Origin of the sequence: Mixta sp. BE291 (genome assembly GCF_031457955.1) — a bacterium.
Lineage (GTDB): Bacteria > Pseudomonadota > Gammaproteobacteria > Enterobacterales > Enterobacteriaceae > Mixta.
In genome coordinates, this window is sequence record NZ_JAVDXN010000003.1 from 401,417 (window position 1) to 424,731 (window position 23,315).

The 23,315-nt window shown below is 51.1% G+C and carries 17 protein-coding genes, 1 tRNA gene and 1 pseudogene; 8 read left to right on the top strand and 11 right to left on the bottom strand.

What is annotated here, in order from left to right; translation table 11 throughout:
* The first annotated feature begins 219 nt into the window (after positions 1 to 219).
* From grpM to J2X14_RS09425, 3 genes and pseudogenes are all read left to right on the top strand, one after another.
* A pseudogene (grpM, locus tag J2X14_RS09415) lies at positions 220 to 2,763 on the top strand (glycyl radical diol dehydratase GrpM).
* Between the two features lie 105 nt (positions 2,764 to 2,868).
* On the top strand, positions 2,869 to 3,786 hold the full coding sequence (locus J2X14_RS09420) for a glycyl-radical enzyme activating protein (RefSeq protein WP_352410953.1): 918 nt from the start codon (positions 2,869 to 2,871) through the stop codon (positions 3,784 to 3,786).
* A gap of 83 nt (positions 3,787 to 3,869) precedes the next feature.
* Positions 3,870 to 4,694, top strand: a complete 825-nt coding sequence (locus J2X14_RS09425; protein ID WP_352410954.1) for an MIP/aquaporin family protein — start codon at positions 3,870 to 3,872, stop codon at positions 4,692 to 4,694.
* Positions 4,695 to 4,884: 190 nt separating this feature from the next.
* Here J2X14_RS09425 and J2X14_RS09430 read toward each other — a convergent pair whose 3' ends face one another.
* From J2X14_RS09430 to J2X14_RS09465, 8 genes are all read right to left on the bottom strand, one after another.
* Positions 4,885 to 5,580 (bottom strand): BMC domain-containing protein, encoded by a 696-nt coding sequence (locus tag J2X14_RS09430; RefSeq protein ID WP_352410955.1) that lies wholly within the window; start codon positions 5,578 to 5,580, stop codon positions 4,885 to 4,887.
* 23 nt (positions 5,581 to 5,603) lie between these two features.
* Positions 5,604 to 6,782, bottom strand: a complete 1,179-nt coding sequence (metK, locus tag J2X14_RS09435) for a methionine adenosyltransferase (protein WP_352410956.1) — start codon at positions 6,780 to 6,782, stop codon at positions 5,604 to 5,606.
* A 130-nt stretch (positions 6,783 to 6,912) separates the two neighbouring features.
* Positions 6,913 to 7,965, bottom strand: coding sequence for a response regulator (locus J2X14_RS09440; protein ID WP_352410957.1), 1,053 nt, complete (start codon positions 7,963 to 7,965; stop codon positions 6,913 to 6,915).
* 15 nt (positions 7,966 to 7,980) lie between these two features.
* Complete coding sequence (locus J2X14_RS09445; protein WP_352410958.1) at positions 7,981 to 9,204, bottom strand: sensor histidine kinase; 1,224 nt, start codon at positions 9,202 to 9,204, stop codon at positions 7,981 to 7,983.
* A 457-nt stretch (positions 9,205 to 9,661) separates the two neighbouring features.
* The gene (locus J2X14_RS09450) at positions 9,662 to 9,949 is read right to left on the bottom strand and encodes a type VI secretion system tube protein Hcp (protein WP_352410959.1); all 288 of its coding nucleotides are present in this window, start codon (positions 9,947 to 9,949) and stop codon (positions 9,662 to 9,664) included.
* Between the two features lies 1 nt (position 9,950).
* Positions 9,951 to 10,469 (bottom strand): hypothetical protein, encoded by a 519-nt coding sequence (locus tag J2X14_RS09455; RefSeq protein ID WP_352410960.1) that lies wholly within the window; start codon positions 10,467 to 10,469, stop codon positions 9,951 to 9,953.
* Between the two features lie 262 nt (positions 10,470 to 10,731).
* Complete coding sequence (locus tag J2X14_RS09460) at positions 10,732 to 11,217, bottom strand: Hcp family type VI secretion system effector (RefSeq protein ID WP_352410961.1); 486 nt, start codon at positions 11,215 to 11,217, stop codon at positions 10,732 to 10,734.
* A gap of 18 nt (positions 11,218 to 11,235) precedes the next feature.
* Positions 11,236 to 11,568, bottom strand: coding sequence for a DUF1493 family protein (locus tag J2X14_RS09465; RefSeq protein ID WP_352410962.1), 333 nt, complete (start codon positions 11,566 to 11,568; stop codon positions 11,236 to 11,238).
* A gap of 172 nt (positions 11,569 to 11,740) precedes the next feature.
* Between J2X14_RS09465 and hsdR the strand changes: the two genes are divergently transcribed.
* From hsdR to J2X14_RS09485, 4 genes are all read left to right on the top strand, one after another.
* Positions 11,741 to 14,176: an EcoAI/FtnUII family type I restriction enzme subunit R gene (gene hsdR, locus J2X14_RS09470; protein ID WP_352410963.1), complete on the top strand. Its 2,436-nt coding sequence runs from the start codon at positions 11,741 to 11,743 to the stop codon at positions 14,174 to 14,176.
* Between the two features lie 74 nt (positions 14,177 to 14,250).
* Positions 14,251 to 15,723, top strand: coding sequence for an N-6 DNA methylase (locus J2X14_RS09475; protein WP_352410964.1), 1,473 nt, complete (start codon positions 14,251 to 14,253; stop codon positions 15,721 to 15,723).
* On the top strand, positions 15,723 to 17,471 hold the full coding sequence (locus J2X14_RS09480; RefSeq protein WP_352410965.1) for a restriction endonuclease subunit S: 1,749 nt from the start codon (positions 15,723 to 15,725) through the stop codon (positions 17,469 to 17,471). The genes J2X14_RS09475 and J2X14_RS09480 overlap by 1 nt, the downstream gene beginning before the upstream one ends.
* Before the next feature lie 10 nt (positions 17,472 to 17,481).
* The gene (locus J2X14_RS09485) at positions 17,482 to 18,585 is read left to right on the top strand and encodes a DUF8606 domain-containing protein (protein WP_352410966.1); all 1,104 of its coding nucleotides are present in this window, start codon (positions 17,482 to 17,484) and stop codon (positions 18,583 to 18,585) included.
* Between the two features lie 347 nt (positions 18,586 to 18,932).
* On the opposite strand, the gene J2X14_RS09490 is transcribed toward J2X14_RS09485, so the two are convergent.
* Positions 18,933 to 19,017 (bottom strand) — tRNA-Leu (locus J2X14_RS09490).
* A gap of 238 nt (positions 19,018 to 19,255) precedes the next feature.
* Between J2X14_RS09490 and J2X14_RS09495 the strand changes: the two genes are divergently transcribed.
* The gene (locus J2X14_RS09495; protein WP_352410967.1) at positions 19,256 to 19,777 is read left to right on the top strand and encodes a YjjA family protein; all 522 of its coding nucleotides are present in this window, start codon (positions 19,256 to 19,258) and stop codon (positions 19,775 to 19,777) included.
* A 60-nt stretch (positions 19,778 to 19,837) separates the two neighbouring features.
* Here J2X14_RS09495 and J2X14_RS09500 read toward each other — a convergent pair whose 3' ends face one another.
* Positions 19,838 to 20,782 carry a fimbrial protein gene (locus tag J2X14_RS09500; protein ID WP_352410968.1) on the bottom strand — a complete coding sequence of 315 codons (945 nt, stop codon included), beginning with the start codon at positions 20,780 to 20,782 and terminating at the stop codon, positions 19,838 to 19,840.
* Between the two features lie 22 nt (positions 20,783 to 20,804).
* Positions 20,805 to 23,306 carry a fimbria/pilus outer membrane usher protein gene (locus J2X14_RS09505; protein WP_352410969.1) on the bottom strand — a complete coding sequence of 834 codons (2,502 nt, stop codon included), beginning with the start codon at positions 23,304 to 23,306 and terminating at the stop codon, positions 20,805 to 20,807.
* Between the last annotated feature and the right edge of the window lie 9 nt (positions 23,307 to 23,315).

A 23,315-nucleotide genomic window follows, 5' to 3' on the forward strand; every position in this document is an offset into this window, starting at 1 on the left:
TCTATTTTTAAGCCATTACCTCAGTCAGTATTTATTACCGCATCATTATTAACGGACATGCTGCGCCGCAAAAACGGCACACCTGAATAATACGCTTTATTACGTCAATCTATTTGCCTGCGAGGTAGCCGTTTAATTTACCGATATCGTCGGCGCTGCCGTCAGGTTAAACCATTCAGGCGTGGTTAACGCATCACGCTTAACTTCGGGAGTTATTGTATGTTAGAGAAAGGGTTTACTCATCCAACCGATCGTGTTGTCAGGCTTAAAAATATGATTCTGCAGGCGAAGCCTTATGTGGAATCTGAGCGCGCCGTGCTGGCGACCGAAGCCTATAAACAGAATGAACATCTTCCCGCTATTATGCGCCGCGCCAAAGTGGTTGAAAAAATATTTAATGAGCTGCCGGTTACCATTCGCCCTGATGAATTAATTGTGGGCGCGGTAACCATTAATCCGCGCTCCACGGAAATTTGCCCTGAATTCTCTTATGAGTGGGTGGAAAAAGAGTTCGCCACCATGGAACACCGGGTTGCCGACCCGTTTATCATCCCGCAAAAAACCGCCGAAGAACTGCATCAGGCGTTTAAATACTGGCCGGGCAAAACCACCAGCTCGCTGGCGGCGTCTTATATGTCTGAAGCGACCAAAGAGAGCATGAGCAGCGGCGTTTTTACCGTCGGCAACTACTTCTACGGCGGCGTGGGCCATGTGAGCGTGGACTACGGCAAAATATTAAGAATCGGTTTTCGCGGCATTATTGATGAAGTCACCCACGCGCTGGAAAAACTCGATCGCCGCTCGCCGGACTACATCAAAAAAGAGCAGTTTTATCATGCGGTAATCATTAGCTATCAGGCCGCGATCAATTTTGCCCATCGCTATGCCGCCGAAGCGTCGCGTCTTGCCCGCGAAGAACGCGATCCAACCCGCCAGCGCGAACTGGAGCAGATTGCGCAGAACTGTACGCGCGTACCGGAAAACGGCGCAACCACCTTCTGGGAAGCATGCCAGACCTTCTGGTTTATCCAGAGCATGCTGCAAATTGAGTCCAGCGGCCATTCCATTTCGCCGGGACGTTTCGATCAATATATGTATCCCTATCTGGCGGCGGATCAGACCATCAGCGATGAATTTGCCTAGGAACTGGTGGATTGCTGTTGGATCAAACTGAACGATATTAACAAAACGCGCGATGAGGTTTCCGCGCAGGCATTTGCCGGTTATGCCGTGTTCCAGAACCTGTGCGTCGGCGGCCAGACGGCGGACGGGCGCGACGCCACCAACCCGCTGACCTATATGTGTATGGAAGCGACCGCACACGTGCGTTTGCCGCAGCCGTCGTTCTCGATTCGCGTCTGGCAGGGCACGCCGGATGCGTTCCTTTATCGTGCCTGTGAGCTGATTCGTCTTGGCCTGGGCGTTCCGGCCATTTACAACGACGAAGTGATCATTCCGGCGCTGCAAAATCGCGGCGTATCGCTGCACGACGCGCGCGATTACTGCATTATCGGCTGCGTAGAGCCGCAGGCGCCGCATCGCACCGAAGGCTGGCACGACGCCGCCTTTTTCAACGTGGCGAAAGTGCTGGAGATCACCCTGAATAACGGGCGCGTCGGCAACAAACAGCTCGGGCCGGTAACCGGCGAGATGACGCAATACAGCAGCATGGATGACTTTTACGCCGCCTTTAAAACCCAGATGGCGCACTTTGTTCATCAGCTGGTTGAGGCGTGCAACAGCGTTGACCTTGCCCACGGTGAACGTTGCCCGCTGCCGTTCCTTTCCGCACTGGTGGATGACTGTATCGGTCGTGGTAAATCCCTGCAGGAAGGCGGCGCTATCTATAACTTTACCGGCCCGCAGGCCTTTGGCGTGGCGGATACCGGCGACTCGGTTTATGCCATTCAGAAACAGGTATTCGAAGATCGCAAATTAACGTTGCAGGAGCTGAAAGGCGCGCTGGATGCCAATTTCGGTTATCCGGTGGGCGGCAATCCGCATCATGCGCCCGCGAAATCGTCTCTGGGCGAGCAGGATATTCACGAGATGGTGAAACGCATTATCGATCGGCACGGCTCGCTTGATCCGGCGGCGATTAAAGATGAAGTTTATCGCCAGCTCTCCGCCACCAGCGCAGCGCAGCCTGCGGGCGGCTCCCGTTATGAGGAGATCCGCCGCATTCTGGAGAACACGCCGTGCTTCGGTAACGATATCGATGAAGTGGATTTGGTGGCCCGACAATGCGCCCTGATCTACTGCCAGGAAGTAGAGAAGTACACCAATCCACGCGGCGGCCGTTTTCAGGCGGGCATCTATCCGGTTTCGGCTAACGTGCTGTTCGGGAAGGACGTAGCCGCGCTGCCGGATGGACGCCTGGCGCGCGAACCGCTGGCGGACGGCGTCTCACCGCGCCAGGGCAAAGATACCGTTGGCCCCACCGCAGCGGCCAACTCGGTAGCGAAGCTGGATCACTTTATCGCCTCTAACGGCACGCTCTATAACCAGAAGTTCCTGCCCTCCTCGCTGGCTGGCGAAAAGGGTTTGCGTAACTTTGGCGGTCTGGTGCGTAGCTATTTCGATAAAAAAGGCATGCACGTTCAGTTCAACGTTATCGACCGCGACACCCTGCTGGCAGCCCAGCAAAATCCGCAGCAGCATCAGGATTTGGTGGTGCGCGTGGCGGGCTACAGCGCGCAGTTCGTGGTGCTGGCGAAAGAGGTGCAGGACGACATCATCAGCCGTACCGAACAGCACTTCTGATGTGGTTTTTCCTGTCAGGGCCATGCCGCTACGCATGGCCCGTTGTCGCTCTTTCGGCGGCTGACCTGCTGTTATCCGATGGTCCCTTTTTTGAAGAGTGATGTGATGAAAAGAGTCGAATACGATACCGAAGGCGTTTTATTTAATATTCAACGCTACTCCCTGCACGATGGGCCGGGCATCCGCACTATCCCTTTTTTTAAAGGCTGTCCGCTGGCCTGCAAATGGTGCAGCAACCCGGAATCACAGCGTCCGCAGCCGGAACTGATGTTTAAAAAAAGTGACTGTATCCGCTGTGGTAAATGCATTGATGCCTGCAAGCAGCGGGCTATCTCTGCGGATAATCCCTTTTTTATCGATCGTGAACGCTGTATTCAGTGTGGCGACTGTACCCGCGTCTGCCCAACCCAAGCGCTGGAAATGAAAGGCAAGCGCATGACGGTGAGCGAAGTGATGCGCGAGCTACAAAAAGAGGAGAATTTATATCGCCGCGCCGGGGGTGGCGTGACTTTATCTGGCGGCGAGCCGCTGGCCCAGCCGGAATTCGCCCGCGAGCTGTTAAAGGCGTGCAAAGAGAAAGGATGGCATACCGCGATTGAAACCACCGGTTTCACCAGCAAGGCCGTGATTGAGGATGTATTCCCGTGGGTGGATTTGGCGCTCACCGATATTAAAGCGATTGACCCGAGGGTTCATGAGCAAAACACCGGCGTAAATAACCGACAGATTCTGGAAAACCTGATTCGCATCTCTTTTATTACGAAAACCATTGTGCGCATTCCAGTTATTCCCGGGGTTAATGATAATGCGCAGGAGATTCGCAGCATTGCTGAGTTTGCCCGCTTAATGTCTGGCGTGGATACCCTGCATTTATTGCCTTATCACACCTTCGGGGAAAATAAATATCATTTACTGGGACGGATTTATCCTTTGTCTGCGGCAAAAACCCATTCGCCAGAGAAAATGGATACGTTAAAAAATGTGGTGGAATCGATGGGCTTTCACTGCCATATCGGCGGTTAATCAGCACCTGAAATAATGAAATAAATAAAACGATTAAACCGATGATGCGGTGAGGCTTTGCATCGCTTAATAAAGGAAGCTATATGAGCGAATATAATGAGTCAGTAAAAGGGCCCTGTATTGCAGAATTCCTTGGCACCGGGCTATTTATCTTTTTCGGTAGTAGCGTGTTATGTGCGTCGACGTTAGCGGGCGCCAGCTTTGGCCTGTGGGAGATTTGTCTGGTGTGGGGGCTGGGCATCGCGCTGGCGGTCTATTTAACCGCTGGCATCTCAGGCGCGCATCTTAATCCAGCGGTGACTATCGCCTTGTGGGCGTTCGCCAGTTTTGAGGCCAAAAAAGTGGTGCCTTATATTCTGGCGCAGACGGCTGGCGCCTTTTGCGGCGCGGCGCTCGCCTATCTGATCTACCACAATATGTTCGCCGATTATGAACAGGCGCACCAGATAATACGCGGCTCTCAGCAGAGCCTGAGCCTGGCTGGCATCTTTACCACCTATCCGGCGGCGAATATCAGCGTCTGGCTGGCGGCAATGGTTGAGATCATTATTACTTCAATGCTGATAGGGTTGATTATGGCGCTGACCGATGACGGTAACGGCGTGCCGAGAGGGCCGCTTGCCCCGCTGCTGATCGGCTTACTGGTTGCGGTAATCGGTGCGGCGACCGCGCCGTTAACCGGATTTGCCATGAACCCGGCGCGCGACTTCGGCCCGAGGCTGTTTACCTTCTTCAACGGCTGGGGTTCGGTGGCTATGACCGGCGGCAGAGAGATCCCTTACTTCCTTGTGCCGTTGATTGCGCCAGTGATTGGCGGCGTGCTTGGGGCGGCTATTTATCGTTATGGCATCGGGCGCTATCTGCCTGGCGCGAAGACGGAGAAAACATTAAGCGCTCCCACTGCCTGAGGCCGCCAGAAACATCCATGATCTGATTGGCGGTCTGTAGCCAGCAGCCACAGCACCTGAGACCGCCAGTAACTGCGATAAAATGAGGCAGGGCCTGCTTCATTTTACCGACATAAAAAAACCACCTGTCAGGAAACGTGCCCAATAAACGGGCTTCACTTCACGCAGGTGGTTTTGTTAATTAAGCTGTTTATCTTTTCGCGCTTTTTACTTTTGCACGCGCCAACTTTTTATCCCCTTGCACATTGCTTACAACGGGCGCTTTATCGGCCTGCGTATCGCTGGCAGCGGGCGCTGTATCGGCCTGCATATCGCTGGCCGCTGGCGTTTTATTATCTGGCACATTGCTGGCCGCTGGCGCTTTATTATCTTGTACATTGCTGGCAGCGGGCGCTTCAACGGCCTGCGTATCGCTTTCAGAGAAGGATTTAACAACCTGCGCTTGCTTTGCATCGTCTGGGCTGCGCGGCATCGGTTCAGCCTCCTTTGGAAGCGATATATTGCTTAGATCGTCGCCGTTCGGGGCGCTGGCAGGTTCGATATTCATCACCGGGATCGCTGTTTTCTGCGGTTCAGCAACTGAAGACGCATCTTGCACGCTGTACGTTTCCTTTGAAGCGATGAGGCTATCAATGCCGGATGCGGTGCGCGCAATCACTTTCCAGGCGTAAACGCTGCCTACCCTGCCCGCCGCCGCAACACCGGCAGCGATGGCGGCGTTCATTGCGCCAACCTCACCGGTAAACTTCACCGTCACTAAACCGCCGCCTTTTGTCAGTTCATATCCCTTCAGTGCGACATTCGCTGATTTCATCGCCGCATCAGCGGCTTCAACCGCCACCGCTAAGCCGACGGTTTCAATTAAGCCTAAACTCTGCCCGAACATAACCTTCTCCTGTTATTTTAAATTCATCGGGTACGGACGGGTGCGCCTACCTGACCAGCAGCATCGTCACGCAGCTGCGCTGCTTTATCGGTAAGCTCCCATGGAAATGTTTCCCGGCCAAAATGGCCGTAGCACGCGGTTTGACGATAACGCGGCGCCAGCAAATCCAGCTGGCTGATAATGCCGTAAAGGCTCAGATCAAAATGCTGCGCGACCAACTTCGCCAGCGCTGCTGACGCCAGCCGGGCGGTGCCAAAACTGTTGATACTCACCGAGACCGGTTGAGCGTATCCGGCGGCCCACGCCAGCTGCACTTCGCAGCGCGTTGCCAGCCCTGCCGCCACGATATTTTTTGCCACATAGCGTGCGGCGTATGCTGCTGAACGATCGATAGTAAAAGGATCTTTGCCTGACAACGTTGCGCCGCCATGACAGGCCGCGCCGCCGTAGGTATCGGTAATGCTCCTGCGTCCGCTCAGGCCACTGGCTGCCGCAGGGCCGCCCTTAGTGAACGCGCCCGCCGGATTAATCAATAAACGGGTGGCTGATGTCAGCCAGCGCGCCGGTATAACCGGTTTGATCACCTCTTCTGTTACCGCCTCACGCAACGTGGCAAGCGGGAGATCGGCATGGTGCTGGGTTGAGATCACGATGCTGTCGGCATAGCGTATCTGGCCGTTGCGGTAACCCAATGTGACCTGGCTTTTGGCATCCGGTAACAGGCCATTGAGCTGACGCGTTTTACGCAACAGCGCCTGCCGCGCTATCAAGCGATGAGCGTACAGCACCGGCGCAGGCATCAGCTGCGGCGTTTCATTACACGCGTAGCCACAGGCGACGCCCTGGTTCGCTGCACCGATCCGCTGTGGATGATGGCTACGGATCGCTCGATCGCTGTCAGCGGATGCGTGATCCAGCATGCTGATCACCGCGCAGGTGGCAGCATCAAAGCCTCTCAGCGGGCAATCGTAGCCGATGGATTTAACGGTGGCGCGCACCACCTGTTCAATATCAATGCGCGCGTGGGAAGCGATCTCACCGGTAAGTATTACCGCGCCCGTTTTCACCAGGCAGTGGCAGGTTATTTTTGCCCAGGGATCGTTTAACAGGTAAGCATCAACAATGGCGTCAGCAATCTGATCCGCCACTTTGTCGGGGTGCCCTTCGGCAACCGATTCAGAGGTAAAAAGATATTCGTCCACGGCGGGGCCACGTTATAAAAACAGTGTTTTATCTTAGCGGCCAGTTGTTGCCGGACGAGTGAACTATTTTGCCAGGATAGCGGACTTTTTTGCGCTCGCCCTGAGCGCAGCACAAATATTTCCCCGACTATTAATGCCGCTTTGGCGCAAAGATATGGCGATAATCTGAGGGCGCAAGGCCAGTCTCTTTTTTAAATATCCGGCAAAAATAGTTGGCATCCTGCCAGCAAAGCTCCAGCGCAATCGCGTTTACCTTAAGATCGCTGAACTGCAAAAGCGACTTGGCCATATTAATTTTACGGCTGGTGATATAGTTTGAAAAACCCGTTCCGGTACTCTTTTTAAATGCCCTGCTTAAATAACATGGGCTGACAAACGTTTTAGCCGCGATATCATCCAGCGTCAGGTTTTTAACAATGTTTCTCTCAATATGAAACTGCGCGCGGGCAATAAAATTCATATCTCCGCTGGCGTTTTTAAAGGCACGATCAAAAATTTCCTCGCTGACGCTTAATAAGCCCGTCATTATCCGCCAGTAATGGCTGGCGGGCAGCCCATGCTGTTGTATGTCTTTGATAATAGCCGCCACTTTGGCGCAGCTGGCCGCACACTTATCATCAGACTCAATGAGATGCTGTTGCAGTAATTCCAGCAGGTCAACCAGCGCCTTTGTATGTTCGCCATGCAACGCCTGACCTGCGCAGCACGCATCCAGCGTGCTCAACAACAAGCTATGCCAGCCGGGGTAGTCGCACTGGCTAATCAGCTGGTTGATTTGCTGGCGCAGCTTGCGCGTAGCGGCGATCTCCTCTTCATCCACCAACAAGGTCTTACGGATGCTATCGCTCAGGATGCTCTGCTTAACCGGCTTTAACAGATAATCATCCACCTTCAGGCTCAGCATATGACGCACGATTTCAAAATCATCATTGGCGGTGGTGACGATCACTTTGGTGGCGCTGTTTTTGCGCTTCAGGTGTTCAATAACCTGATTGCCATTGGGCAGCGGGATATTGATATCAACCAGCATCATGTCGATGTCATTGAGCTGATCTATTAACTGGATGGCTTTTCTGCCGGTTGGCGCTTCATGGATTACTGCGTTCTCTACGCAGCGGGAGATAATACGTTTTAATGATTCTGACTCAATATATTCATCTTCCACAATCACAATATTATACATACTCACGCTCCATATTCAGGCGGGCACCATCGGGAATTTTAATTTTATGGTGGTGCCAAGCATTGGCTTGTAGGGGCTGGTTATTTGCAATCCATATTTCTCACCAAACAGCAGTTGCAGACGATTGTTAATATTATTAATGCCGATACTTCCTTTTTGACGCCGCTGATTACCGGAGAGGATCAGGGCGATCTCCTCAGGCGAGATGCCATCGCCGTTATCGGTAATTTCAATGGTGATATCTTTACCATCATCGGTCGCCCGCAGCAGGATATGACTTTTGGTTTCGCGCGGCTCGACAACGTAATTAAAGAAGTTTTCCACCAGCGGCTGCAAGATTAAAAATGGACAGGCAACATCATTATATTTTTCAGCAATATCGTTGGTGTAATCAAAACGTTCATTCATTCTGACTTTCTGGATAGACATATAGCATTTTACGTAATTCACTTCCTGACCGAGCGTGATTAGGCCATTATTATTTTTACGCAGTAAATAGCGCATCATATCCGCAAAGTCATACACCATCGTTTCCGTACGGCTGGCCTCTTCCAGGAAAGCGAGGCGGCCAATGGTATTCAGCACATTAAATAAAAAATGGGGATTCACCTGATAAGAGAGCGCTTTGAACTCGGCTTCATGTAAAGCGCGTTCAATCTCTACGCGCTTGCGTAACTCGCAGGCCAGCTCCTGATCTTTCTGGCGCAGCTCGCGTTGGATGTTGTTAGCGTGCGCCTGCTCAACCAGATAGGAAGCAACGTGCAACAAGGTATAGGCCGTGGATTCAAAGCGCGCATAGGGCATATGCGGCGTATTGTCATGCAGATCGCTGAGCCTGGAACTTTCTGGCTGCTGATTACCGAGGATGTAGGGAATGCTGTTTTCTTTCTCTTCCTCAACCTTAACCTGCCCTGAAATAAACGCGCCCAGGTATTGATGATTAATCATTATAGGTACGGCAAATTCAACAAAGCCGCAGTAACAGCGATACACCACCGGCCGACCGGCGCGCATCGCCGCTTCGCCACCGGCGCGGTCGCTGTCATAGCAGTGACGGGCAAGGGTTTTGTTCATTCTGGAGCGCGCGCAGAAATCAGAAAATCCGCTGGGACGCGTAACCGGCACCCCTTCCTGATCCACCACCACAAGGGCGATCATCATCGATTTACTAAAGTTATCCTGAAGGGTTTGCAGGCGATTAACATTCAGGAATTCGTGTAATTTATATTTATTATCCATGATATCCGCCGCCTTGATTTTATCGCTGGCAGATAATACATTTTTCCTGTTTAGAAAATGATGAAACCGCTCACAAAAAACAACCGGAAGAGGTTGTTAATTTATTTGTGGGGTTGTTTTTATTTTGTTTTTTAAGGGTGATCGGGATAAAGGACGAAAGAGAGATACCGCATGGGAATTAATGAATCAACTAACGGAAAAATCTTAACCTGGCGGGTAAAGGTAAATGCATGTTAGTTGTTATTTTAACTTTGCTAATTAAATAAAATACAAGTCGTAAGTTTTAGTTTTAATAGTTCGAGTATCGTTTATAATTTATTATAAATAGCGATAATGATAATAAATGGAATCAATAGTAAAAATAAAAAAAGTTAACTTTTTTTCGAATTCAATAAATCCAATAAAAAAAGTATCCCAATCAATAGACGATTTTGCTTTTTTGCCCCATTTTTATTGGCTACGCTCTTACGTTCCAATCGTCTGTATACTGGACATTACCATCAACATAACGCCAGGTGATTTTTTCATACATCAGGGAAAGAGATTCCATGTGGTTGATCTGCGAGTTCCCCGTCAGCTTAGCGTTTGGCATCCCTGGGTTACCGTTGGCACTATCTATCGGAATGTTCAAACCATGACTAAAACCAACAATCTCGATACTACCCTCGCGATCCTGAACATCTACAGAACCTTTAATATCTGCGCCGCCATCGTCTTTAAGCCACATGTAAGCCGGAATAGGCATTTTACAAACTCCTTTTGGTTAAGATCCTTTTCGTAATAAACCAGTAGCAAGCAATTGTTAAGAGCAACTGAAAGCCCATCATCGCTGCCATAATGAAATTTGAAATCGTTTGCTGAGGGAATATGGACTGGTAAGGTAATATGCGGAACAGTGCCCAAAACAGGAAGGTAAATCCGAAGATTTTAGCGAACCGCCGCAACGTAGAACTGCCCCACTCTTTGGGAATACCTGTTAAACTAATTTTGTATGTCATAGCGCTGTACGCCGTGATAAGGGCGCTCATTACAGGTACGCTGATTAATGTATTGATCAGGATGCTAAAATAACCGTCTAACGATTCCCAGACTTCTAAATCAGGCTCACCCAAAATGAAATGAGTAACCCTGTTAGCACTTTGGAAATCGAAAAGTCCCGTAATAGAATCAACTAATCTATTATACGGAACCACTTTAGCAACAAGCAGCATTATTACAGCGAACAGCGCTATCTTGATGAATAAATTAAGGGCATGTTTTGCCATTGGCGATCACCTCAATTCGCAAGCGGTTTGAATTAACCATTTCATTTTCGGACAAGAGTTGTTTATTACCTGTTAGTGGTTTTATAAGTGTCGCGCATAACCGTGCTATTCATATTTAAAATTTTTTTGCCACGCGGGAAAACCCTTTCGCCAGTTCAGGATTAGAAAGATACTGCATCACCATCTCCTGCTGAGCATCATTATTACGGGCTTTACAGGAATGATATGAAGGGGGCGTAGTGCTCCCTTTTTCATTATGTTGTTAGGCTTGTTTCATCTCGTTCCACGCATCAGAGTGAAGAATGCTCCCATCTTTATAGAGATGGATAATTTTCTCATAGCTCAAGGAAACATCTTCCATGTGTCCTGTACCTGTTACGTTGCGGGTGTCGTGCATCAGTGGGCTATAGCTAACCACTTTTACGTTTTCCAACGTGATCGTATAGTAAATTTCCTCTTGTCCATTGTAGTTAATGCGATAGAAATTAAATTCAGCAGTTTTTAGTGTCTGGCCTGTTGCAACGGCTTTAAACAGGTAAGGTGATGAACTATCGATCTCTTTGGTGAAGTTAAAAGAGCAGTGTTGACGGGAACCAGTAACTTTACCAGTGAGGGGATCTGTAGGAATAACCACGCCATGTTGCAAGCTGCGTAGCTCTATGCTTCCATCCCTACCGTGAACGTCACAAGATCCCATAATCTGCGATCCGCCATCATCTTTTAAAATTAGGTGAACAGGTACAGCCATTTATTAAGCTCCTTGCAATTAGTCATACAGCCATTTCCCGGCTTTAGCTGATTCGATCAGCATACCGATAGTAAAATCTGGAACAGGGATCGGGGGAAATTTCTTGAATGGATTCCATGAAAAAGGCTCGTCGGGGTAGTATGTTTCAATCTTAAAGCGGCCCCGGTCCACCTGAAATTCTTTGAAAAATTCGTCCATTAAATCTTCAGCCTCACCAATATCTAACCGCATGTCAGTATCAAAATCAGTACCCTTTGTTAACAACCTTTGCTTTTTCTCGTTGTTAAATAAATAAACACCATTGTAGCGCCTTGCCAATGCAAAAATACGTTGCTCAATGTCATCTACCATAATTTATCGTTACCCCGTGCTTATGCGGTCCAACACAGGCACTCGGAAGCCGCAGATTTTTATAGCGAAAATGATTATGCCAATGTCACTACAAAACGTCGTTTCAGGTCATTACCTGATGCACTATTTTGTGTAAAATCAGAGCTAACCCAATATCGTGGAGTGTTCTGCTATGGCTGGCGTAAACAAAACTAATCTGACTGAAACGGACATCATCACCAAATACATCCTGCCAGCGGTTAAAGACGCGGGCTGGGATGTGATGTCGCAAATCCGCCAGGAAGTGAAACTCCGCGATGGTAAAGTGGTGGTGCGCGGTAAGCTGGCGGCACGCCTGACAGTGAAATCAGCAGACATTGTGCTTTACCATAAACCGGGATTACCGCTTGCAGTCATAGAGGCGAAAGCCAATAAGCATGAGATCGGCAAGGGTATGCAGCAGGGTCTGGATTACGCTCGCCTACTCGACGTGCCTTTTGTCTTTGCTTCTAATGGTGATGGTTTTATCTTCCATGACAAAACGAATCCCGCACAGCTTGAATCAGAAATCACGCTCAACGATTTCCCAACTCCGAAACAGCTGTGGAACAAATACTGTGTCTGGAAAGGGTTCACTGCCGAGCAATTACCTGTCATCAGCCAGGACTATTACGATGACAGCACCGGGAAATCCCCTCGTTACTATCAACTTCAGGCAATTAACAAAACGGTAGAAGCTGTTTCTGCGGGACAAAAACGCCTGTTATTAGTCATGGCGACCGGCACCGGGAAAACCTATACCGCGTTTCAGATTATCTGGCGTCTATGGAAAGCAAAAAATAAGCAACGCATCCTCTTTCTTGCTGACCGCAATATTCTTGTTGACCAAACTAAAACTAATGACTTCGTGCCCTTTGGCAGCGCGATGGCAAAAGTGACAGGCAGGACGATTGATCCTGCTTATGAGATTCAACTTGCACTCTACCAGGCCATCACCGGTCCGGAAGAACATCAAAAAGCGTTTAAACAGGTTGCCCCTGATTTCTTCGACCTGATTGTTATCGACGAATGCCATCGCGGCAGCGCGTCAGAAGATAGCGCCTGGCGCGAAATCCTCGAATACTTTAGCAGTGCCACGCAAATTGGCCTGACCGCCACGCCGAAAGAAACTAATGAAGTTTCCAGCACCGACTACTTTGGCGAGCCGGTATACACTTATTCACTCAAAGAAGGCATCGAAGATGGTTTCCTCGCGCCGTACAAAGTTGTGCGGGTGGATATCGATGTTGACTTACAGGGTTGGCGGCCAACTAAAGGACAGGTTGATAAACACGGAGAACTGATTGATGACCGTATTTATAACCAGAAAGATTTTGATCGCACGATGGTCATTGATGAACGGACCTGGCTGGTAGCACAAACTATCACTGATTATCTCAAACGTACCAACCCGATGGATAAAACCATCGTCTTCTGTAACGACATCGATCACGCCGAACGCATGCGCCGGGCACTGGTTAACCTCAACCCCGAGCAGGTGAGAAAGAACGAAAAGTACGTGATGAAAATCACCGGTGACGACGACATCGGCAAAGGACAGCTGGATAACTTCATCAATCCGAAGAAAGGCTATCCGGTGATAGCGACTACCTCAGAATTGATGAGTACCGGTGTAGATGCGCAGACCTGCAAACTGGTGGTGCTGGACCAGAACATTCAGTCGATGACCAAATTTAAGCAAATCATCGGGCGCGGCACGCGTATCAACGAAAAATACGACAAGCTGTGGTTCACCATTCTCGACTTTAAAAAAGCCACCGAACTGTTTGCCGATCCGCGTTTCGATGGTTTGCCAGAAAAAGTGATCCACACTACGCCGCAAGAGATTACCGATCCTGATTCTAATTTCGATGAACAACTTGAAGACGAAATCTCAGAGCAAGAGCCATCTGATTTGGTTAATAGGGCCGCGGAGACACCTGCAGCCTACGACCCAACATCAGGCAAAGGAAATGGGGCTTTTGAAGAAGACGATGAAAACAAAGTCCGTAAGTTCCACGTCAACGGTGTCAGCGTAAAAGTGCTGGCAAAACGTGTGCAGTATTACGATGCCGACGGCAAGCTAGTCACTGAATCTTTCCAGGATTACACCCGCAAAACGCTGCTTAAAGATAAAGACTACTCATCGCTTGATGACTTCATCCGTAAGTGGCACTCTGCGGACCGCAAACAGATCATCATTGATGAGCTTGAGCAGCTAGGTGTGCTTTGGGATGTGCTGGCAGAAGAAGTGGGTAAAGATCTCGACCCGTTCGATCTCTTGTGCCATGTGGTTTACGGCCAGCCGCCACTCACGCGGAAAGAGCGCGCAGACAACGTTCGCAAGCGTAACTATTTCACTAAATACTCTGAGTCAGCACAGAACGTGTTAAACACGCTGCTGGATAAGTACGCCGATGAAGGCGTGCAGGAAATCGAGGACATCCAGGTGTTGAAGCTGAAACCGTTCGATTCGCTCGGTCGCCCGCTGGAAATTATTAAAAGCAGCTTTGGTAGCAAACAGGCTTATGAAGATGCGGTGAACGAACTGGAAAGTGAAATTTACCAGTTACCCCCACGTTCAGCCTGATAACCAACTCCCTATTCTGCCACCTGGCGCTTACGGCTCCCGGTGGCATCCTTTTTTAAGATTGGAAAGAAAACATGTCGATTAGTTCAGTCATTAAATCTCTGCAAGACATTATGCGTAAAGACGCCGGTGTGGACGGCGATGCACAGCGTCTCGGTCAGCTTTCATGGCTGCTGTTCCTGAAGATTTTTGATACCCAGGAAGAAGAGCTGGAATTGGAGCAGGATAACTATCAGTTGCCCATACCACAGCGTTATTTATGGCGCACCTGGGCGGCGAACAACGAGGGCATCACCGGGGATGCCTTGCTGGAATTTGTGAACGATGATCTATTCCCGACCCTGAAAAACCTTACTGCGCCGATCGATAAGAACCCGCGTGGCTTTGTGGTTAAACAGGCGTTCAGTGATGCCTACAACTACATGAAAAACGGTACGCTGCTGCGCCAGGTGATCAACAAGCTCAATGAAATCGACTTCAGCAGCAGCCAGGAACGTCATCTTTTTGGCGATATCTACGAGCAGATCCTGCGCGACCTGCAAAATGCCGGAAATGCGGGTGAGTTCTATACCCCACGTGCTGTGACGCGTTTTATGGTCAACCGTATAGACCCGAAGCTGGGCGAGTCGATTATGGACCCGGCTTGCGGCACCGGCGGCTTCCTTGCCTGCGCGTTTGACCATGTGAAAGACAATTACGTCAAAACCACCGAAGACCACAAAACGCTGCAACAGCAGATCCACGGCGTAGAGAAAAAGCAGCTTCCGCACCTGCTGTGTACCACCAATATGCTGCTGCACGGCATTGAAGTGCCGGTGCAAATCCGCCATGACAATACGCTTAACAAACCGCTCTCTTCCTGGGATGAGCAACTGGATGTGATCATCACCAATCCACCGTTTGGTGGCACCGAAGAAGACGGCATCGAGAAAAACTTCCCGGCGGAAATGCAAACCCGTGAAACCGCCGATCTGTTCTTGCAATTGATTATCGAAGTGCTGGCAGACAAAGGCCGTGCGGCGGTGGTACTGCCGGACGGCACGCTGTTTGGTGAAGGCATCAAAACCAAAATCAAAAAGCTGCTCACCGAAGAGTGCAACTTGCACACCATTGTGCGGTTACCGAACGGGGTGTTTAACCCCTACACCGGTATCAAAACCAATATCCTGTTCTTCACCAAAGGTCAGCCAACCAAAGAGGTGTGGTTCTACGAGCACCCGTACCCGGACGGCGTGAAGAACTACAGCAAAACCAAACCGATGAAGTTTGAAGAATTTCAGGCAGAAATCGACTGGTGGGGCAACGAAGCTGACGGTTTTGCCAGCCGCGAAGAAAACAATCAGGCGTGGAAAGTCAGCATCGACGACATCATCGTCCGCAACTTCAACCTTGATATTAAGAATCCGTATCAGGGGGAAACCATAAGCCACGATCCGGATGAGCTGCTGGCGCAGTATCAGACGCAGCAGGCGGAAATCAGCGAACTGCGCAACAAGCTGCGCGATATCCTCGGTGCCGCACTGGCAGGCAACAAGGAGGCGAACTGATGACCGTTGAAAAGCTGATCACCGACCATATCGATATCTGGGCTTCCGCGCTGCAAACTCGCTCCACGGCCGGCCGCGGAAGCAACGGTAAAATCGACCTTTACGGCATTAAGAAACTGCGCGAGCTGATTCTGGAACTAGCGGTACGCGGCAAACTCGTGCCGCAGGACCCGAATGATGAGCCAGCGTCAGAGCTGTTAAAGCGTATTGCTGCAGAGAAAGCGGAACTGGTAAAGCAGGGAAAAATTAAAAAGCAGAAGCCGCTGCCGGAAATTAGTGAGGATGAGAAGCCGTTTGAATTGCCGGGCGGGTGGGAATGGGTGCGGTTAGGTTTTATTACTAACTATGGCGAGTGTGATAAAGCAGAACCAACTGATGCGAATGCAGATACTTGGATTGTTGAGCTTGAAGATATTGAAAAGAGTACATCCAAGCTCTTAAATCGAGTTAAGTTCTCTGAGCGTCCATTTAAAAGTTCAAAGAATAAATTTTATAAAAATGATGTCCTCTACGGGAAGTTACGACCGTATCTGGATAAAGTTTTGGTTGCTGATGATAGTGGTGTATGTACAACCGAAATCATCCCTATAAAAGTCTACGGTAATATTCTTCCTGATTACCTTCGCCTTTTACTTAAATCTCCAAGATTTATTGCTTACGCAAATAAATCAGCGCATGGAATGAACTTACCAAGATTAGGAACCGATAAAGCCATCCATGCAATGGTCGAATTAACATCAATTGCAGAACAAGCAAGGATTGTGAATAAAGTTGACGAACTAATGTCCCTCTGCGACCAACTGGAACAACAATATCTGACCAATCTGGAAGCACATCAGCAACTGGTTGAAACGCTTTTGGCGACGCTGACCGACAGCAAAAATGCCAAAGAACTCGCCGGAAACTGGGCGCGAATCAGCCAGCATTTCGACACGCTGTTTATCACTGAGGCGAGTATCGAGGCGCTTAAGCAAACCATTCTGCAACTGGCTGTGATGGGTAAACTGGTGCCGCAAGATCCTAACGATGAACCCGCTTCTGAGTTGCTTAAACGTATTGAGCAGGAAAAAGCGCAACTGGTGAAAGAAGGTAAAATTAAAAAGCAAAAACCGTTGCCGCCAGTGAGTCATGAAGAACAGTATTTTGATAAACCCGACTGGTGGGTAAATGTATGCAGTGAGGATGTTGCCGATTTTATAGATCCTCAACCAAGCCATCGTACCCCTGCTGAATATGAGGGGGGAGTACCATATATTGGTTATACAGACATTGATCATGAGAACGGTATAGATTTTTCTGACTCAAGGAAAGTATCTCCAGAAGTTTTATTAGAACATAACGAGAGATATACTTTGGAAGAAGGTGATTTTGTGTTTGGTAAAATAGGAACACTTGGTAAGCCTTTTTTTCTTAAACCACCATTTAATTATTGTTTGTCAGCTAACTTGATTCTTATTCAACCTAAAAAATCATTTATTTATCCTGAGTTTCTTGCTTTGTATATGGATAGTCCGATATTTATAAATATATTATCAGAGGGGAAAACTAATAGTACGCATGCTGTCTTTGGTATAAAAAAGGCAAGGCAATTAAACATTCCACTGCCATCTCTCAAAGAACAGAGAAGTATTATTGATAAAGTTTTTAATCTCTTCATGATCTGCGATCGCCTCAAATCCCGCCTGCAATCCGCCCAACAAACCCAACTCCACCTGGCGGATGCACTTACCGATGCAGCATTAAACTAAGGAACAGACGATGCCGGTTCATCATGCTATCTGGCGGGTAGGAGAGAATCCTCAGTCGCTAACCATCAGCAAACTCGCCAGTGAGCAACTGCTGGAGAAGATGATTTTAAACGACCCGACTATCCTATCCGATCAGTGGATGATCATCGGCCATCAGGAGAATACGCTCGATAAAGGGCGTATCGACCTACTGGCAATTGCGCCGGATGCGTCGCTGATCCTGATTGAACTGAAACGCGACCGCACGCCACGTGAAGTGGTTGCTCAGGCGCTGGATTACGCCTCCTGGGTGGATGATTTAAGTGCCGAGCGTCTGTCGCAGATTTACGATAGATTCTCCGGTGGTGGAAATTTAGGGCAGGCATTTAAGCAACTCTTTAATGCCGAACTGGAAGAAGAGTCGCTCAATCAGTCGCACCAAATCATCATTGTGGCAGCAGAACTTGATCCTTCCACCGAACGTATCGTTGACTACTTGAGTAAGAATGGTATCTCAATTAACGTGCTGTTCTTTAAAGTGTTTCAGCACGGTGACGAGCAGTTCCTGAGCCGTGCCTGGCTTATCGATCCGAGTGAAACGCAAACCAATGCCGTACAAGCAGTTACAAGCGTAAATGGCAGCACTAAAGAACCCTGGAACGGTGAATTTTACGTCTCGTTTGGTGACCCACACAGCCGCGTTTGGGAAGAAGCCCGCAGCTACGGATTTATCAGCGCAGGCGGTGGCAGTTGGTACAGCCAAACGTTAAAGCAGCTACAGCCAGGTGATCGTGTCTGGGTCAACATTCCTAAAACAGGATATGTAGGCGTGGGTCTGGTACAAAGTGCCGTTGAACCAGCCAGCAGCTTTATGGTTAACACTGACGATGGCGAAAAACTCGCAATGGACGTACTCAAATTCGGTGCCTGGTATCGAGACAACGCGGATGATTCCGATAAATCAGAATATTTTGTCTCAGTTAAATGGCTGGAAACCCGCAGCGAACAAGAGGCAGTGAGTGAGGTCGGCTTCTTCGGTAATCAAAACACGGTGTGCAGGCCAACAGCACCGAGGTGGCGTCATACCATCGAGAAATTGAAGCGATATTTCGGAAACTGGAATGCCGAATTGTAATTTTCAAAGGCGTTTCGCTTTCCAAATATACAAGAAATGATTATTTCTGAAGGCATCTAAAAGTGGATGGCACGATTATGCGGGATACTTACAAGTCTATAGGCTTTTGTTTCAGGCTTAGCCGAACAAACCTTTACATCATCAGAGCCATGATGAGTACCCTTTCAAGGGTTCTGTGCGGGGACAAACATTATCGAACCGGGATATACCCGCAGTTGTACCCACATCAGTAAGTTGACGTAGATTAAACCAGGTTGATTAGACTGAGGGAAAATCGCGAAAATCCTTGCAGGCACTGGATTTCAGATACAAAAAAAGCCGCCCCTGGGCGACTTGATTGCATCTTTTGGTGCCGAAGGCCGGACTCGAACCGGCACGTATTTCTACGGTTGATTTTGAATCAACTGCGTCTACCGATTTCGCCACTCCGGCACGGAAGGGATGCGGAAAACGTTGTGGATTATACCCTTACCTGTCACCTGCGCAACCTCAATTGTCTGTGCTGTGCGCTAAGTGACGAAAATTTCACCTTAACCTACAGACAATTCTCATTCACCGCCGTTAATGCCGCGATTGGCGCGCCTTCCGGAACTCTGGCCGCCCGGCACAGTCCCACCTAACTGATAGCGGGCGCGCCGTGGTTGACGCGCCAAATGAATAGAGGTTGGCAATGAAAACAACATTACGGCGCCTGGCGCTGACGGCGGGCGTGCTCTCTTTTATGGCAACGGGAACCGCGCTGGCGGCCAGCTGGCAGGATCAGCTGAATAATGCGGCAACGCAGCTGAGTCAGCAGAACAACAGCAATACGCAAAGCACGACGCAGGGCAACACCGGTCAAAACGGGCTGTCGCTCTCTTCCCTCGCCGGGCTGCTGAACGGCGGCGACAAAGCGGTCAGCAGCACCAGCATGACCAATGCCGCCGGGGTGATGGAGTACTGCGTGAAGCATAACGTGATCCAGAATAACGCTAACAGCATCAAGGATCAGGTGCTGAGCAAACTGGGTCTGCAAAACACTACGCAACAGGCGCAGCAAACCGATTATCAGCAAGGGCTGATGGGGCTGCTGAATACCGGCAGCGGTCAGCAGCTTAACCTGAAAAGCCTGAGCAATACGCCGATGGGCGAGAAGCTGAAAACCAAAGCCTGCGACGTGGTGCTGAAACAGGGCAAAAACTTTATCTCCTGATCTTCGCTTCACGCCCTGCCAGGCCAGGGCGTGCAAGCTCTCTGTTGCTCTTCTCGCTCCTTAGTTCTGCGTAATAGTAAAGGTGATCGCCGCACGCGCCGCGCCGGGCGTTATCGTGTCGCTAATCGGCGTGTAGGCCGCCAGCAGCGGAATCGCGATCTCACGCTCACCCGCCTGGTGATAGGTGCGCGGCGTATCGAAAGTGAGCGGGCTGCCGTCGCGATATAAAACTTTTATCGCCACGCCGGTGGCCGCGCCGGGGATGTTATCAATGGGCACAATGCCCGCATCCGGCGACGGCATACTGCTGGCTGAGGAAAAAGAGACGTTCACCGGCAGATCGCCCTGACAGAGCAGCTCAATCTTAAACGCCGTTGGCGCGATGGTGCTGCCGTAGCCGAGAATAGCATCACGGTGGATGGTGCCCAGCTCTACCGTCTGGTGGGGCGTTTTGGCATAGCAGCTTTTGATGCGCACCTCGCCGGAAATCAGCTGTAGGCTAAGCACGTCAGTAAGGTTGCCGTCGCTGTCCGGCAGGGAAAAACGTGCTATCTCGCCGCCGGGAAAGCTACCCGGCGTGATATCGCCGGTGCGGTAAAACAGCAGCTGAATATCAGAACCGAGTATCGGGTTATCGCCTGTTGATGTCAGCGTGGTGCTCTGCGGGACATAACGATCTGAAAAGCGATAATCGGTGATCTTCACGCCCACGCCCGGCACGCCTGAGTCATATACGCCCGGTATCAGCGCGTTCGGCTGGCTCCAGCTGCCGCTCATGGTGGAGCGATACGGCACGCTGCCGCTACAGCTCTGCGCCATCCATCCCGCCACGTTGATAATTTTACTGTCGAGCAGGCTGCCAGGCGGCAGGTTAGGATCGATAATCAAATCAGACAGCATGACCCGCTGCGTTTTAGGGGCACCGATATCGCAGCCTGCGGCCCAGCCGCTGGTTGCCGTTGCCGCGCCCGCGATAAGCAGCAGCGCGCTTGTTAGCTTTTTCATGGCATATCCTCTTCGCGCCGGTCTACTGGCAGATGGTCTTTAACTGCATCACGGTATCGCTCCTGGACTCCGGCAGTGTGAAATCGGCGCGGCAACGGCTCTCGGCACGGCGGCCCCAGCTCGCCTGTAGCGATACGCGATCCGCCAGGCCGCTGAGCCAGACTTCGCCGTTATCGCCCACGATGCTGCTGTAATCCCCTTGCTCATTAGTAAGCGTTACCGTTGCACCAAAGGGAACCGGCAGGCCGTTACGTCGCAGCAGCGTGACTAAAGCACGCTGGCCGACTCTGCCGCTGAAATCAGCGCGCACCACCGCGCCGCGCGTTGGCACCACCTGCTGAGCATTCTGCTGTAGCTCAACCGTATCCGGTAGCGACAGCGGATCGAGTGCGATCTCGCTGATGCGATAAGCGCGCAGATAGGGCACCAGCGTATAGCCGCGAAAGTCCGTGCTGACGCCGACATGGTTAATAACGGACGCGTTGCTGATATCCGGCGCTTTGACCAGCGCTACGGTCTCGCCCAGCGGCTGGCCGAGCGTAAGGCCATCGCGATGCGCTACCAGCGCGCCGCTCAGGCCGTAGCTCAGGCGGCGGTTATGGCGATCCCAGGCGTAACCCGCATCCGCTTCGCCATAACCGCCCCGAAAATCGACTTCGGCGCTGCCGCCGCTGCCTTCGTTGTGGTTGGTATAGCCCTGACGCAGGCTCCAGCTCAGGTTGTTATCCGTCAGCGTGGTGCCGCTCAAACCCACTGAATGGCTGCTGCTGCCGTGGCGGGCGCTGTTCAGCTGATAGTTGGCCCAGGTACGGTTCAGGCCACGGCTGAGCGGAATGCTTAGCGATAACGCCAACACCTGATCCTCCTGTGCGCTTCTACTACGCCAGGCGGGTTTTATGATGTTGCGGTTATAGCTGTAGTTCAGGCTTAAGCTGATGCCATGCCAGCTGTTGTTGTAACCCAGGCTCAGCGAGCGCGTCTGATGACGATCGTCCCAATAATCTTCATGGAGCGCGCCAAGCGTTAACGCCCCTGCCCCCGCCCACAGTCTCTGCGTTAGCGTGAGCTCGGCCCGCTGCCGCCGTTGATCCCACTGCCACGGGCGATCGCGCGCGTAGCTCTCCAGCACATCGTTCAGGCTGTAGAAGCCGTCGGTGGCATAGCGATAGCCCGCCAGCGCCACGCTGGTGCCGGTGTCGATAAAGTTTTTACCGTAGCGCAGCCGCCAGGCATGGCCCCGTGCGCTCTCCTGATGGGCAGGCTGGCTGTGCGCCAGCGTGGCGTCCAGCGAAAGCGCCCCGAGCCAGCCGAAGTTTTTACCGACGCCCGCCACCAGCGAACGATAGTTCTCCGCCTGCTGCGTGCCGCCATATAGCGTAAATGCCTGCGGCAGGCCGATAATGCCGGTCGCCTGGAAAAAGAGATCGCCGTCGTGGTGGTTGCCATAGCCACGGTATTCGCCGCCGGTCAGGCTGTATTTGAAATGGCCTTCGCGCTGTAGGACCGGCACCGAGGCAAAAGGCACCACCAGTTGCTGTTGGCTGCCGTCCGCTTCATTAATGGTGACGGTAAGATCGCCGCTGCCGCCGGTGGGATAGATATCGCTAATCGCGAACGCGCCGGGCGCCACGTAGGTCTGATAGATAATCTGACCGTTCTGATAAATGCTAACCTGCGCGTGGCTGCGCGCGATGCCGCGTACCACCGGCGCATAGCCGCGCAGGCTGTCCGGCAACATCCCCTCATCAGAGGCCAGCTGCACGCCCCGAAAGTTAACGCTGTCATACATATCGCTGGGTGAACTGCTCTCGCCCAGCGTCAGCTGCGCTTGTAGCGGTACAATCTCGCGCTGCGCGTAAGTATAAAGGCTGTTCCAGTCGCTCTGACGGTAGCGGCTGCGCGACCAGGTGCTGTAGTTGCGCACGCGCCATGGCCCAACGTTGATGCCGGGACGCAGGCTTAAAAACTGGTTGTCATCGTTACGGCGGTGCGTTTCCAGCGCCTCGCTGTGCGCGCCGCTAAAGCGATAGTTAAGCAGCAACGCGTTGATGCCGCTATCCCACCGTTCCGGCGGCACCCTCTCACGCGCCTGATAAATTAACGCCGCCTGTGGAATGCTTAACAGCAGCCGTTGGGTGTTCACATCCAGCTGCACGGCGGCATCATTAATCCGCGTAACGTCGGCGCAGCCGTTGCTCTGTTGCAGCGCCGGATAGCGTGCGACATTGATACCGTAGCGCGCCAGATCGTCCAGGCTCAGGCAGGGGATCAGCGTCTGCGCGTCTGACAATATAAAGTTAACGTCACGCGTCTCCTGCGGTTGATGATTGACCATCACCTCCACCCGATAACGGCCAGGCAACAGAGGACTATTTTCAAAAGCAGAGAGATCCACCGCTTCATTATCCTCTCCCTGGCGTTCCAGCAGCGCGGGATTAAAAGTAACGGCATAACCGCTGTTAGCCTGAATAATTGCCGTCACCATGCACGGCAATAATAAGTGGCGTAATTTTCCCTCCGCCATATATTTTCC